The organism is Martinezella miluonensis, assembly GCF_900094545.1.
GTDB classification, from domain to species: Bacteria; Pseudomonadota; Alphaproteobacteria; order Rhizobiales; family Rhizobiaceae; genus Rhizobium; species Rhizobium miluonense.
On record NZ_FMAH01000040.1, the window covers coordinates 12142 to 25732 of the forward strand.

Sequence of the window (13591 nt, forward strand, 5' to 3'; positions counted from 1 at the left end):
TCCGTTGCGAAGGGGAACCAAAGAAAAAAGTCCGCCGCGAAGCGATTCGCGGCGGACTTTCGGGGAGGACCATATTCCCTGAGGGAATCTGCGTTGATTAGTCGACCTTTACCAGGCGGCCTTCCTTGACCGACTGCAGCGCGGCATCCGCCAGCTTCAGTGCGGCGAGGCCATCCTTGCCCGACGGCGTGATAGCGGCGCCCTTTTCGATCGCGGCGATGAAGCTGGCGATCTCGTTGGCATAGGCTTCCGTGTAGCGGGTCATGAAGAAATCATGCAGCGGCGGGCGGGTGTAGCCATCGCCATTGGCGACCTCGATGGAGAAGGGGCGCTGGTTTTCGGCTGATACCATTCCCTTCGAGCCGTGGATTTCGATGCGCTGATCATAGCCGTAGGTGGCTCGGCGCGAGTTGGAGATGATCGCCTGCTTGCCTGATGCCGTCTGGAGAATGACGGAAACGCTGTCGTAGTCACCGGCTTCGCCGATCGCCTTGTCGACGAGCACAGCGGCAGTTGCAGTGACGGCCACCGGCTCTTCGCCGAGCAGGAAACGGGCCATGTCGAAGTCATGGATGGTCATGTCGCGGAAAATGCCGCCGGAGCGCTTGATGTAATCGACCGGCGGGGCGCCAGGATCGCGCGAGGTGATCGTCACCATCTCGACGGTGCCGATGCGGCCTTCGTCGATGGCCTTCTTGACGGCCATGAAATGTGGGTCGAAGCGGCGGTTGAAGCCAACCATAAGCTTGCCCTTGGTTTCATCGACGACCTTGATGCAGGCCTTGACGCGGGCGAGGTCGAGATCGACAGGCTTTTCGCAGAAGACGGCCTTGCCGGCGCGGGAAAAGCGCTCGATGAGATCGGCATGGGTATCGGTCGGCGTGCAGATGACGACGGCATCGATATCCTTGGCGGCTTCGATTGCTTCGATGGTGCGGACTTCGCAGCCATAGGCGGCGGAGATCGCTTCCGCAGCCGCAGGAAACGCATCCGCAACGGCCACGAGCTTGGCGTTGGCATCGCCGCTGACAGCCTTCGCATGCACCTTACCAATGCGACCAGCGCCGAGCAGGCCAAATCTGACAGTCATTCTTACCTCCCTGGATTCGGAATAAATGGACCGAATAATAATCTACATGGAATTTTCATTCCATTTTCCGAAGGCGGCGTCAAGCCGCCCGTTCTTCACAATTGCGAAAAGGATATTACCATACCGCCTTATCCGGAATTTGCCCGTGCGACCTTATTTCGTTCAAAGTGCTTCACAGTTTTCCCAACGATGCGCTAAAGACAAATCTCCTTGAACAGGCCAGCGAGACCCATGCAACTGATCGATCCCAGCCATCCCATCTACAAGCCGCTTTGGGTGCGGATCCTGATCGTTGCGGTCTGCTTCGGATGGGCTGCCGTCGAGACCCTTGGCTCACAGCCCTTCTGGGCCATGCTTTCGGGCGCGCTTGGCGCTTATTCGGCCTGGATGCTCCTATTGAATTTCAAGCCGCAGCCGCCCGCTGCGAATGTCGAAGCGGTGCCGCAGGATGATGCCGGCGAAGACGACGCGCCGAAAGGCGACGGGAAATAGTTATCGCGAGAGGCGCCGTATGGCCTCGTCGATCAGCTGATTGGCGAGGGTCATGCGGGTTGTTGCCTGCTCTCGGAAGGGGGCGGCGACGCTATCGGGGTGATTGGCCTTGGCGAAGCTGCGGCGTTTTTCGTGTAGCGAATGGAGCGTGGTGTCTGACGCGATCGCCAGTTCGGCGGCGACTTCTTCTCGCGAGATCCGTGCCAGATGCTCCGGCATGACCGGCGGCTCCGGCTCTTTGGGGGCGGGTTCCGGTTCCGGCTCGAGCTGGATGATCGGATCGCCGAGATTGTCGAGATAGGCGTCGCCGGCTCGATGTGCTTCCGGTGTTTCGCCGCCAAGCACCGTTGCGGCAAAGCTGACGTTCAGGCCGTGGATGCGATGCGCACTCTCTTCCTTCTCGGGAACATCCTCTTCGGAATCGAGACGATCGAGTACGGATTGAAACAATGATTGCCTGAGCAGCATGCCAGCCTCCATGTGATTTCCATAGGAACGGAAGTTGGTGTGGAGCTTATGGCGCGCAGCCTTGCGGCCAATGCGTTCAAAGCGGCGAGAGGTTCTTGCTCTCCTCGAGGATCATGTCGTGCAGCAGTCTGGCGCTCGGCGGCATGGCTCGTTCGCGCGCGGTGATGAGGCTATAGGGCCTGACGTCGATATCGAAATCGATCGGCAGGATGCTGGATTCGCCGGCATGTGACGACTGTCCGCAGATGAATTGCGCCATGTCGAGCGCTATCGGCGCGATCGCGTCCGTCTTGCAAACCACGGCGAGCGTCAGCAGCAGGGACGAGGTATTGACGACATTCTCCGGCAGAGACACGCCGGCTGCGAGGAATATGTCCTCCACCTTTCGTCTCAGCAACGTTCCGGGCGGCTGGAAGACCCAGTCATAGCCGGCCAGATCCAAGAGGCTGGCCACGCCTTTTTCGAGCAGCGGATGCCCGTTGCGGACAACGAGACAGGCCTTTTCCACACCGATCTCGTGGGCGAGGAACAGACGCGGATCGAGGTCGTCGGGAATGCGGCTGATGATGAAATCGTGGCGGGCGGCCAGAAGCTCGCGTGCCAGGACGTTGCTGTTCTCTACCTCGATATTGATCTCGATGCCGGGATAGCTGCGCGTGACCCGCTGGATGGCCGGCACCACAAGGCTGATTGCCGGGGCAGTTACGGCCCCTAGGAAGACCGAGCCGCCCCTGCCGGTCCGCAAGGCGCCGAGTTCCCGACCTGCCTCCCGCAGCTCAAGCAGGATCTTACGCGCTCGCTTGGCCAAAGCGAGGCCGAAAGGGGTTAGCACCACGCCGCGGGCGACACGCTCGTAAAGTGGGCTTTTGACGATGGACTCCATTTCGGAAAGCATGCGTGAAGCCGCAGGTTGTGACATGTTCATGGACTCAGCGGCCGCCGAGATTTGGCCGTGATCCTCGATCGTGACGATCATGCGCAAGTGATTGAGTTTCAAACCGGCTTTTAGCAGCGTGTCGTCGCGAAAATTGTCGGAATGAATCTCGATGCCTTCGCTAAAATAATCGTTATATATTTTCTCCATGACGGCCAAATTTCCCATTCGTCGGCAAAAAAGTACTATTTTTTCGCATTATATCAAAGATGGTATGTGTTTTGCCAGTTATTCTATTTGACAGTTATACGAAATCGTACGAGTTTGCCGGTCGTGCGCTGGGTGCAGCTCATAAACCGTGAGAGCGTGGAGGAGACCTACTTCGTTTCTCACAATTTGAAGTAAACCATTCCTTCTACGGAACCTGCCGCAGTTTCGGGCGGGCGTTTTTTCGTCCGCCATATTATCAACAAGGGAGAGAGTAATGAAATCCATTATCTCATTGATGGCCGGCGCTGCGTTCGGCGTCGCTACGCTGGTGGTACCTGCCTTCGCGGCGGATAAGGGCACGGTAGGCATCGCAATGCCGACCAAGGCTTCGGCTCGCTGGATCGACGACGGTAACAACATCGTGAAGCAGCTCCAGGCTGCCGGTTACGGCACCGACCTGCAATATGGCGACGACGACATTCCGAACCAGCTCTCGCAGATCGAAAACATGGTCACGAAGGGCGACAAGGTTCTCGTCGTCGCGTCGATCGACGGCACCACGCTGTCCGACGTTCTGCAGAAGGCTCACGATGCCGGCATCAAGGTCATCGCTTACGACCGTCTGATCCGCAACAGCGGCAACGTCGACTACTATGCAACGTTCGACAACTTCAAGGTCGGCGTCCTGCAGGCTGGTTCGATCGTCGACTCGCTCGGCCTCAAGGACGGCAAGGGCCCGTTCAACATCGAGCTGTTCGGCGGCTCTCCGGACGACAACAACGCCTTCTTCTTCTATGACGGCGCAATGTCGGTCCTGAAGCCCTACATCGACAGCGGCAAGCTGGTCGTAAAGTCCGGTCAGATGGGCATGGACAAGGTTGGCACGCTGCGTTGGGATCCGGCAACGGCCCAGGCTCGTATGGACAACCTGTTGTCGGCTTACTACACCGACAGCCACGTCGATGCCGTTCTGTCTCCGTATGACGGTCTGTCGATCGGTATCCTTTCCTCGCTCAAGGGCGTCGGCTACGGCACCGGCGGCGTGAAGCTGCCAGTTGTTACCGGTCAGGACTCCGAAATCCCGTCAGTCAAGTCGATCATTGCTGGCGAACAGCACTCCACGATCTTCAAGGACACCCGTGACCTCGCCAAGGTCACCGTCGGCATGGTCAACGCTCTGATGGAAGGCAAGACGCCTGAAGTCAACGACACGAAGACCTACGACAACGGCGTCAAGGTTGTTCCGTCCTACCTGCTGACCCCGGTCGCAGTTGACAAGACCAACTACGAGAAGATCCTCGTCGAGGGCGGTTACTACAAGGCTGACCAGCTGAAGTAATCTTCCAACATAGTGGTCGGGGCTCGCTTCGATGCGAGCCCTGGCTTTGATATTTAAGACGATCGCGCGGTCTGCTATGTTCGGTCGCGGCGTTGGATTTGGACTATGGACGATACCATTCTCGAAATGCAGAACATCACTAAGTCGTTCCCCGGTGTGAACGCCTTGGAAAATGTCAATCTGAAGGTTCGTCAGGGCGAGATACATGCCTTGGTCGGCGAAAACGGGGCCGGCAAATCGACCCTGATGAAAGTGCTCTCAGGCGTCTATCCCGCCGGCACCTATGAAGGTGACATCCACTACGATGGCGCGGTCCGCCAGTTCAAGACGATCAGGGACTCCGAAGATATCGGCATCATCATCATCCACCAGGAGCTGGCACTCGTTCCGCTCCTGTCGATCGCCGAGAATATTTTCCTGGGTAATGAGGTCGTTGCCAATGGCATGATCAACTGGCAGGAAACCTTCACCCGCACCAAGCAGCTTCTTTCCAAGGTGGGTCTCAAGGAATCACCGAATACGCTGGTGACCGACATCGGCGTCGGCAAGCAGCAGCTCGTCGAGATTGCCAAGGCCCTGTCGAAGAGCGTCAAGCTGCTCATTCTCGACGAGCCGACGGCATCGCTCAACGAAAGCGATTCCGATGCGCTTCTCAACCTCCTCATGGAATTCCGCAACCAGGGCATCACGTCGATCATCATCACGCACAAGCTCAACGAAGTGCGCAAGGTGGCCGACCAGATCACCGTGCTGCGCGACGGCATGACCGTGAAGACGCTGAACTGTCATCAGGAAGAGATCAGCGAAGATATCATCATTCGCAACATGGTCGGCCGCGAACTCGCCGACCGCTATCCGCCGCGCTCGGTTCCGATCGGCGAGACGATCTTCGAAGTGAAGAAGTGGAACGCCTTCCACCAGCAGCATCGCGATCGCCAGGTTCTGCACGATATCAACGTCAATGTCCGCAAGGGCGAAGTCGTCGGCATCGCGGGCCTGATGGGCGCGGGCCGCACCGAATTCGCCATGAGCGTCTTTGGCAAGTCCTACGGCCACAAGGTCAGCGGCGAAGTCTTCGTCGATGGCAAGCTGGTCGATACCAGCACGGTGCGCAGGGCGATCGATGCCGGTCTTGCCTATGTGACGGAGGACCGCAAGCAGCTTGGTCTCGTGCTGTCGAATAGCATCCTGCACAATACAACGCTCGCCAACCTGATGGGCGTTTCCAAGGCGACTGTTATCGACGACGTGCGGGAGCTGCAGGTGGCGACGAACTATCGCGCCAAGCTGCGCATCCGTTCGGCCGGCGTCTTCCAGGAGGCGGGCAACCTGTCCGGCGGCAACCAGCAGAAGGTGGTGCTGTCGAAGTGGCTGTTCTCCGATCCCGACGTTCTGATCCTCGATGAACCAACCCGAGGCATCGACGTCGGCGCCAAATACGAAATCTATTCCATCATCAACCAGCTTGCCGCCGACGGAAAGGGCGTTCTGATGATTTCATCGGAAATGCCCGAGCTTCTCGGCACTTGCGACCGCATCTACGTCATGAACGAAGGTCGCATCGTCGCCGAACTGCCAAAGGCAGAGGCGAGCCAGGAGAGCATCATGCGCGCTATTATGCGCTCAGGGGAGAAGCAACAATGAGTTCGGCCAACCCAGCCACGGAAAGCAGCCACGTCGTTTCGATCGGCGATCATATCCGCAACAATATTCGTGAATACGGCATGTTGATCGCGCTCGTCGTCATCATGCTTCTGTTCCAGTATCTTACGAACGGCGTTCTGTTCAGGCCGCAGAACCTGACCAACATCGTGTTGCAGAATTCGTTCATCGTCATCATGGCGCTTGGCATGCTGCTTGTCATTGTTGCCGGCCATATCGACCTGTCGGTCGGCTCCGTCGTCGGTTTCGTCGGTGCGGTTGCGGGCGTGCTGGTCGTGCAGATGCATATGAATCTCGCTGCCGCGACGGTCATTTGTCTTCTGATGGGAGCCGCGGTCGGCGCCTGGCATGGATATTTCATCGCATATCACCGCATCCCCTCGTTCATCGTGACGCTGTCGGGCATGCTGGTTTTCCGCGGCTTGACCTATACGATCATCAACACGACCGGCAACGGCAGCAGCATCGGTCCGTTCCCGCCCGCGTTCCAGATCGTAGCGACCGGCTTTATTCCTGATTTCGTCGACATGGGCGGCATTCGCTCGACGTCGATCTTTCTGACCATCGTCATTCCGATCGTCATGTTCTTGCTTTCCTGGCGCCGCCGCAGCGTCAACGAGAAGCATGGCATCGATGTCGAGCCGTTCAGCTTTTTCCTCGGCCAGAATCTCGTAGTTGCCGCTGCAACGATCTTCATCGGTTATCAGATTTCCTCCTACAGAGGCCTGCCGAACGTTCTGATCCTCATGCTGCTGCTGATCGCGCTCTATAGCTTCGCCACGCAGCGCACCACGATCGGCCGCCGCATCTACGCAATGGGTGGTAACGAAAAGGCGACGAAGCTCTCGGGCATCGATACCCGCCGCCTGACGTTCTACACCTTCATCAACATGGGCATCCTTGCCAGCATCGCCGGCATCATCATCGCCACGCGCCTGAACTCGGCAACCGCCAAGGGCGGTGACGGTCTCGAGCTCGACGTCATCGCGGCCTGCTTCATCGGCGGTGCGTCTGCTTCCGGCGGCGTCGGCAAGGTGACGGGGGCTGTTATCGGCGCCCTGATCATGGGCGTGCTGAACCAGGGCATGTCGATCCTCGGATACCAGACCGACTCCCAGAAGATGATCAAGGGTGCGGTCCTGCTCGCCGCCGTATTCATCGACGTCTACAACAAGAACAAGGGTTGATCGCTTAGCGATCAACCGAGGCTTTTAAAACCAAATCCATGACAGAGTCCGGCTCTCGCTGAGAACCGGAAACGGTAAACTGCATCCGATCTCTGTCTATTCGGAAAGGATGAAAGACATGCTCATCTCGCAGATCAAAGGTTCGAACGGCGAGATCGTCGTTGCGGTGCGCAACGGGCCAGGCGAAACCGCCAGGGCCGTCGTCAATGGCGGCAGCGTCTACAAGCTTGCGATGGAGGCTACCGACAGCTGCAAGTCGCTTGCATCGGTCATCGAGGCGCACGGCCTCGGCGAGGCGATCGATCTTGAAAAGGTCTATGCCGAAGGCCGCTTCCTGCCGCCGATCACGCATCCGGACGCTGCCCACCTGCATCTGACGGGCACCGGCCTCACGCATCTCGGCTCGGCTGCCACGCGTGATTCCATGCACAAGAAGACGACGGAAGCGGCCGAAGAAACGCTGACCGACTCCATGAAGATGTTCAAAATGGGCATCGAGGGTGGCAAGCCGAAGGCGGGCGAGAAGGGTGTTCAGCCCGAATGGTTCTACAAGGGCAACGGCTATGGCGCAGCGGCCCCGGGCGCAGCGCTCGTGTCTCCGTCCTTCGCGCTCGACGGCGGCGAAGAGCCTGAAATGGCCGGCATCTATGTCATCGCCAAGGACGGCTCGCCGTTCCGCATCGGCTTTGCGCTGTCGAACGAATTTTCCGATCACGTCACCGAACGGATCAACTATCTCTACCTCGCCCATTCCAAGCTGCGCCCTGCAAGCTTCGGTCCGGAAATCCGCATCGGCGCAGCGCCTGAGGATATCCGCGGCTCGTCCCGCATCAAGCGCGGCGACAAGGTGATCTTCGAAAAGCCGTTCCTGTCGGGAGAGGCGAACATGTCGCATACCTTCGCCAATCTCGAATATCACCACTTCAAGTACGGCCTGTTCCGCACCCCCGGCGATGTGCATGTGCACATGTTCGGTACGGCGACGCTCTCCTTCGCCGAGGGCATCAAGCCGGAAGCGGGCGATGTCTTTGAAATCGAAGTTGCCGAATTCGGCCTGCCGCTGCGCAATCCGCTGGCAGTTGCCGCCGAAGAGAATGTGGCTGTTCGCCAGCTGTAATTCGTCGAGCCCGGCTGTAGGCTCGGCCGGGCATCTTCAATACGAACCAGGAAGGCATGACGCCATGACCATTCATCAGAATTTGATCGCCGGCGAGTGGACCGGGACGACCGGCGCCGAAAACATCAATCCATCGGATACGAACGAAGTTGTCGGCCTTTATGCCAGCGCCAGCGTGCAGGATGTCACTGACGCGATCGCGGCCGCGAAGGCCGCCTTTCCAGCCTGGTCGCGTTCCGGCATTCTGGAGCGTCACACAATCCTGAAGAAGGCCGGCGAGGAGATCCTGGCACGCAAGGAGGAGCTCGGTGCGCTGTTGGCCCGTGAAGAGGGCAAGACGCTTCCTGAAGCGATCGGCGAGACGATCCGTGCCGCGCAGATCTTCGAATTTTTCGCCGGCGAGGCGCTGCGCCTTTCAGGCGAGGTATTACCCTCCGTGCGCCCGAACATCGGTGTCGAGATCACCCGCGAGCCGCTCGGTGTCATCGGCATCATCACGCCATGGAACTTCCCGATCGCCATTCCGGCCTGGAAGATCGCGCCGGCGCTTTGCTACGGCAACACCATCGTCTTCAAGCCGGCCGATCTCGTGCCCGGCTGCTCGTGGGCGATCGTCGATATCCTGCACCGCGCCGGCCTGCCGAAGGGGGTCATGAACCTCGTCATGGGCAAGGGCTCGGTCGTTGGCCAGGCGATGCTCGACAGCCCGGTTCTTTCGGGCATCACCTTCACCGGCTCGGTCGGCACCGGCAAGCGCGTGGCGCTGTCCTCCGTCGAGCATGGCCGCAAGTATCAGCTCGAAATGGGCGGCAAGAATCCGATGGTCGTGCTTGACGATGCTGACCTGACGGTTGCCGTCGAGGCGGCTGCCAATTCCGCCTTCTTCTCGACCGGTCAGCGCTGCACGGCCTCGTCGCGGCTCATCGTCACCGAGGGCATTCACGACAAGTTTGTGGCGGCGCTGACGGAGAAGCTGAAGACGTTGAACGTCGACAACGCCTTGAAGTCCGGCACCCATATCGGCCCGGTCGTCGACGCCAAGCAGCTGAAGACGGACACCGACTACATCGAGATCGGCCGGCAGGAAGGCGCAAAGCTTGCCTTTGGCGGTGAGCTCGTCAGCCGCGACACGCCCGGCTTCTATCTGCAGCCGACGCTGTTCACAGAGGCGACCAACCAGATGCGCATCAGCCGCGAAGAGATCTTCGGGCCGGTTGCTTCGGTCATTCGCGTTAGGGATTACGACGAGGCGCTGGCTGTCGCCAACGATACGCCGTTCGGCCTGTCCTCCGGCATTGCCACGACCAGTTTGAAGCATGCGACCCATTTCAAGCGCAATGCGGAAGCGGGCATGGTGATGGTCAACCTGCCGACGGCCGGTGTCGACTTCCACGTGCCGTTCGGCGGCCGCAAGGGCTCGTCCTTCGGTCCGCGCGAGCAGGGCAAATATGCCGCCGAGTTCTTCACCACCGTCAAGACCGCCTACACGCTGGCCTAACCATCGAATTCAAAGCCCGGGCGCGAACGAGGCGGCCCGGGTGACACAAAAGGTACCGAGACTATGAAAAAGAAAGCTGAATGGCCGCGCAAGCTGCGCTCCTACGACTGGTTCGGCGGCACCGGCAAGAACGCGATCATGCATCGCTCCTGGATGAAGAACCAGGGCCTGCCGGCCGATACGTTCGATGGCCGTCCGATCATCGGCATCTGTAATACCTGGTCGGAGCTGACGCCCTGCAACGCGCATCTGCGCGATCTTGCAGAGCGTGTGAAGCGCGGGGTTTATGAGGCGGGCGGTTTCCCTGTGGAGTTCCCGGTTTTCTCGGTCGGCGAAAGCACGCTGCGCCCGACAGCGATGATGTTCCGCAACCTGGCGGCCATGGACGTCGAAGAGGCAATCCGCGGCAACCCAGTGGATGGCGTCGTGCTGCTCGGTGGCTGCGACAAGACCACGCCGAGCCTGCTGATGGGCGCTGCCTCGGTCGATATCCCCGTCATCCTCGTTTCCGGTGGCCCGATGCTGAACGGCAAGTGGCGCGGCAAGGATGTCGGTTCCGGCACGGCGATCTGGCAGTTCTCGGAAATGGTGAAGTCCGGCGAGATGTCGCTGGATGAATTCATGGATGCGGAGCAGGGCATGGCCCGTTCGGCCGGCAGCTGCATGACCATGGGCACGGCCTCGACCATGGCGTCGATGGCAGAAGCACTTGGCATGACCTTGCCCGGCAATGCCGCCATCCCGGCTGTCGACGCGCGCCGCCGCGTCATCTCGCAGCTTTCCGGCCGCCGCATCGTCGACATGGTCAAGGAAGACCTGAAGCCTTCCGACATCCTGACCAAGGAAGCCTTCGAGAATGCCATCCGCGTCAACGGCGCCGTCGGCGGTTCGACCAATGCGGTGTTGCATCTGCTGGCGCTTGCCGGCCGCATCGGCGTCGACCTGTCGCTGGATGACTGGGATCGCCTGGGCCGCGAAGTGCCGACAATCGTCAATCTGCAGCCTTCGGGCAAGCACCTGATGGAAGAATTCTACTATGCCGGCGGCCTGCCCGTCGTCATCAAGGCAGTCGGCGAGATGGGGCTGCTGCACAAGGATGCGATCACCGTCACCGGCGACACGATCTGGGCCGGCGTCAAGGATGTCGTCAACTACAATGACGACGTTATCGTCCCGCGTGAGAAGGCACTGACGCAGTCGGGCGGCATCGCGGTTCTGCGCGGCAACCTCGCCCCGAAGGGGGCCGTCCTGAAGCCGTCTGCCGCTTCGCCGCACCTGATGCAGCACAAGGGCCGCGCCGTGGTCTTCGAAAGCATCGAGGATTACCACGCTCGTATCAACCGCGAAGATCTCGACATCGACGAGAACTGCATCATGGTTCTCAAGTATTGCGGCCCGAAGGGTTATCCAGGCATGGCCGAAGTCGGCAACATGGGCCTGCCGCCGAAGGTACTGAAGAAGGGCATCACCGACATGATCCGCATTTCCGATGCGCGCATGTCCGGCACGGCCTACGGCACCGTCATCCTGCATACGGCTCCGGAAGCCGCCGACGGCGGACCGCTGGCGCTCGTTCAGAACGGCGACATCATCGCCGTCGACGTTCCCGCCCGCACGATCCAGCTCGAGATCTCCGACGAGGAACTGGCCAAGCGCCGCGCCGCCTGGGTTTCCCCGGTCAAGCCGCTCAACGGCGGCTACGGCGGTCTCTATGTGAACACCGTCATGCAGGCCGATACCGGCGCCGACCTCGACTTCCTCGTCGGCCCGCGCGGCTCGGAAATCCCGAACAATCGCGACAGCCACTAAGATTGGTGTTTTGAATTGAAAAGGGCGGGGCGAAAGCTCCGCCCTTTTCATATGAGCTGTTAGCTCTGACTTTGACTTTGACTCTGCCCCTGTCCCTGGCTTGCCACCGACACCTTCACGGTAAGGGTTTCACCAGGTGTGCCGACCCGCATGCCGGAAACGGGGCAGGCGTCGCGATAGCACAGGCCTGTCGCGATACGGACATAGCGGGCATCGGGACAGACATCGTTGGCAGGATCGAAGCCGACCCATCCGAGGCCGGGAATATGCGCTTCCGCCCAGGCGTGGGTGGCTGCCTGCTCATTCTTGCCTTCCATCATCAGATAGCCGGAGATGTAGCGCGCCGGGATCTGGAGTGCGCGGGCACCGGCGATGAAGATATGGGCGTGGTCCTGACAGACGCCGCTTTTTGCCTCCAGAGCCTGTTCGGCGGTCGTTTCCGTGTCGCTGGTGCCGGGCTTGTATTCCACAGACTTATGGATTGCGGTCATCAGCGCGTGCATTCTGGCAAGGTCGCTGTCGCCCGAAAGCCCGCGCGTCAACTCCTTCGTCAGCTTTCCAGCCTTGGTGCGCGGCGATTCCCTGAGGAAGAGCCAGAGCGGGGTGAAGCCGACATGCTGCCCTACGACACCATTAAGATCCTGCGTTTCGACTTCGCCTGTCGCGACGATCCTGGTCGCTTCCTGCTGCCCGTCGAGCGAGACGAGGGTAACGCGATTGCCGAACTGATCGTCATACTCCACTTCTGGACTGGCGCCCTCAACGGATAGTTTCCAGTTCGAGACCGTTTGCCCGATGCCCGTCAGCGGCGTCAAACGCAAGCGCTGCAAGGAAAATTGCGTCGGTTCGTGGTAGCGATATTCCGTAATATGGCTGATCGTCAGTTTCATAATGTCGCCCGCCTATTCATAGAACCGATAGCCATCAGAAATCTCCGCACCAAGCTTGTTGTTGCGAGCGACGAAATCCTCCAGGAACTCATGCAGGCCCTGATCCATGATGCGCTTGATCGTCAGCTTTTGCAGCGATTGGCGAATGGCTTCGGACGTGTCGTGCGCCGGCAGCCGCTTTTCGTATTCTGCGCCGAGGTAGCCCATGTTGCTGACGATCTTGTCATAGCAATAGGCAAGCGAGCGCGGCATCTGCCCGTTCAGGATCAGGAAGTCGGCAATGTTCGCCGGCTTGTATTCGGGGTCGTAAGCCCATTTGTAGGCCCGGTGTGCCGACACCGATCGCAGGATCGACTCCCATTGCGCGTTGTCGAGCGAGGAGCCGACATGCGAGACAGAGGGCAGAAGCACGTAGTACTTCACGTCGAGGATGCGGGCCGTATTGTCGGCGCGCTCGATGAAGGTGCCGATGCGAGCGAAATTATAGAGCTCATTGCGGAGCATCGAGCCGTGAAAGGCGCCGCGGATCAACCCCGCACGTTGTTTGATGACATCGATCATCTCGGGCAATTCGGCCGTTTTCAGCTTCTTGCCGAGGAGGGTCTTCAGTTCGATCCAACATTCGTTGGTCGCTTCCCAGGTGTCGCGGGTCAGCGCCGTGCGCACCATGCGGGCATTGTTGCGTCCGTATTCGATGCAGGACATCACGCTCGATGGATTGGACCGATCGCGCATCAGATAGTCGATGGCGTCAGCGCCCGTCATCTTGTCGTGCACTTCGCCATAGGCTTCGCGCACACCGGCGCTTTGCAAAACGCCGTCCCAGTCGTCATCGGCGGCGTCGCTGCGGGTCAATGACATGCGTTGCCCGGCATCGACTAGTCGGGCAATGTTTTCGGCGCGCTCGATGTAACGGAACATCCAGTAGAGGCCATTCGCGGTTCTTCCCAGCATG

General features: G+C 59.7%; 12 protein-coding genes. 7 read left to right on the forward strand and 5 right to left on the reverse strand.

Translation table 11 applies throughout. The features are described from left to right. Nucleotides 1–97 precede the first annotated feature (97 nt). Nucleotides 98–1090 carry an inositol 2-dehydrogenase gene (iolG, locus tag GA0061102_RS25375; protein WP_092854339.1) on the reverse strand — a complete coding sequence of 331 codons (993 nt, stop codon included), beginning with the start codon at nucleotides 1088–1090 and terminating at the stop codon, nucleotides 98–100. Nucleotides 1091–1321: 231 nt separating this feature from the next. On the opposite strand from iolG, the gene GA0061102_RS25380 reads away from it, so the two are divergent. Continuing rightward, nucleotides 1322–1582 (forward strand): hypothetical protein, encoded by a 261-nt coding sequence (locus GA0061102_RS25380; RefSeq protein ID WP_092854341.1) that lies wholly within the window; start codon nucleotides 1322–1324, stop codon nucleotides 1580–1582. Here the strand turns inward: GA0061102_RS25380 and GA0061102_RS25385 are convergent, their stop codons facing one another. Beyond that, complete coding sequence (locus GA0061102_RS25385; RefSeq protein WP_092854424.1) at nucleotides 1583–2050, reverse strand: hypothetical protein; 468 nt, start codon at nucleotides 2048–2050, stop codon at nucleotides 1583–1585. 76 nt (nucleotides 2051–2126) lie between these two features. Continuing rightward, a complete protein-coding gene (locus GA0061102_RS25390; RefSeq protein ID WP_092854343.1) occupies nucleotides 2127–3134 on the reverse strand; it encodes a LysR family transcriptional regulator in 1008 nt (335 codons plus the stop codon). A 274-nt stretch (nucleotides 3135–3408) separates the two neighbouring features. On the opposite strand from GA0061102_RS25390, the gene chvE reads away from it, so the two are divergent. The 6 genes from chvE to araD all read left to right on the forward strand — a co-directional run bounded on the left by chvE (nucleotide 3409) and on the right by araD (nucleotide 11746). Then, nucleotides 3409–4473, forward strand: a complete 1065-nt coding sequence (chvE, locus tag GA0061102_RS25395) for a multiple monosaccharide ABC transporter substrate-binding protein (protein ID WP_092854345.1) — start codon at nucleotides 3409–3411, stop codon at nucleotides 4471–4473. A gap of 105 nt (nucleotides 4474–4578) precedes the next feature. After that, nucleotides 4579–6117 (forward strand): multiple monosaccharide ABC transporter ATP-binding protein, encoded by a 1539-nt coding sequence (gene mmsA, locus GA0061102_RS25400; protein WP_092854347.1) that lies wholly within the window; start codon nucleotides 4579–4581, stop codon nucleotides 6115–6117. Beyond that, the gene (gene mmsB, locus GA0061102_RS25405; protein WP_092854349.1) at nucleotides 6114–7322 is read left to right on the forward strand and encodes a multiple monosaccharide ABC transporter permease; all 1209 of its coding nucleotides are present in this window, start codon (nucleotides 6114–6116) and stop codon (nucleotides 7320–7322) included. Before mmsA ends, mmsB begins: the two co-directional genes overlap by 4 nt. Before the next feature lie 118 nt (nucleotides 7323–7440). After that, nucleotides 7441–8439, forward strand: coding sequence for an AraD1 family protein (araD1, locus tag GA0061102_RS25410; protein ID WP_092854426.1), 999 nt, complete (start codon nucleotides 7441–7443; stop codon nucleotides 8437–8439). A gap of 64 nt (nucleotides 8440–8503) precedes the next feature. Further along, nucleotides 8504–9937 carry an aldehyde dehydrogenase family protein gene (locus GA0061102_RS25415; RefSeq protein ID WP_092854351.1) on the forward strand — a complete coding sequence of 478 codons (1434 nt, stop codon included), beginning with the start codon at nucleotides 8504–8506 and terminating at the stop codon, nucleotides 9935–9937. Nucleotides 9938–10000: 63 nt separating this feature from the next. Then, nucleotides 10001–11746: an L-arabinonate dehydratase gene (araD, locus tag GA0061102_RS25420; RefSeq protein WP_092854353.1), complete on the forward strand. Its 1746-nt coding sequence runs from the start codon at nucleotides 10001–10003 to the stop codon at nucleotides 11744–11746. A 59-nt stretch (nucleotides 11747–11805) separates the two neighbouring features. Here the strand turns inward: araD and GA0061102_RS25425 are convergent, their stop codons facing one another. Together GA0061102_RS25425 and GA0061102_RS25430 are read right to left on the reverse strand one after the other, a co-directional pair. Next, nucleotides 11806–12636, reverse strand: coding sequence for a transglutaminase family protein (locus GA0061102_RS25425; RefSeq protein ID WP_092854355.1), 831 nt, complete (start codon nucleotides 12634–12636; stop codon nucleotides 11806–11808). Between the two features lie 12 nt (nucleotides 12637–12648). After that, nucleotides 12649–13590, reverse strand: coding sequence for an alpha-E domain-containing protein (locus tag GA0061102_RS25430; protein ID WP_092854357.1), 942 nt, complete (start codon nucleotides 13588–13590; stop codon nucleotides 12649–12651). Nucleotide 13591: the final 1 nt, after the last annotated feature.

Bases quoted from the DNA above. Each gene is read 5' to 3' on its own strand.
- iolG (WP_092854339.1), bottom strand. From the start codon at position 1,090: ATGACTGTCAGATTTGGCCTGCTCGGCGCTGGTCGCATTGGTAAGGTG.
- GA0061102_RS25380 (WP_092854341.1), top strand. From the start codon at position 1,322: ATGCAACTGATCGATCCCAGCCATCCCATCTACAAGCCGCTTTGGGTG.
- GA0061102_RS25385 (WP_092854424.1), bottom strand. From the start codon at position 2,050: ATGCTGCTCAGGCAATCATTGTTTCAATCCGTACTCGATCGTCTCGAT.
- GA0061102_RS25390 (WP_092854343.1), bottom strand. From the start codon at position 3,134: ATGGAGAAAATATATAACGATTATTTTAGCGAAGGCATCGAGATTCAT.
- chvE (WP_092854345.1), top strand. From the start codon at position 3,409: ATGAAATCCATTATCTCATTGATGGCCGGCGCTGCGTTCGGCGTCGCT.
- mmsA (WP_092854347.1), top strand. From the start codon at position 4,579: ATGGACGATACCATTCTCGAAATGCAGAACATCACTAAGTCGTTCCCC.
- mmsB (WP_092854349.1), top strand. From the start codon at position 6,114: ATGAGTTCGGCCAACCCAGCCACGGAAAGCAGCCACGTCGTTTCGATC.
- araD1 (WP_092854426.1), top strand. From the start codon at position 7,441: ATGCTCATCTCGCAGATCAAAGGTTCGAACGGCGAGATCGTCGTTGCG.
- GA0061102_RS25415 (WP_092854351.1), top strand. From the start codon at position 8,504: ATGACCATTCATCAGAATTTGATCGCCGGCGAGTGGACCGGGACGACC.
- araD (WP_092854353.1), top strand. From the start codon at position 10,001: ATGAAAAAGAAAGCTGAATGGCCGCGCAAGCTGCGCTCCTACGACTGG.
- GA0061102_RS25425 (WP_092854355.1), bottom strand. From the start codon at position 12,636: ATGAAACTGACGATCAGCCATATTACGGAATATCGCTACCACGAACCG.
- GA0061102_RS25430 (WP_092854357.1), bottom strand. From the start codon at position 13,590: ATGCTGGGAAGAACCGCGAATGGCCTCTACTGGATGTTCCGTTACATC.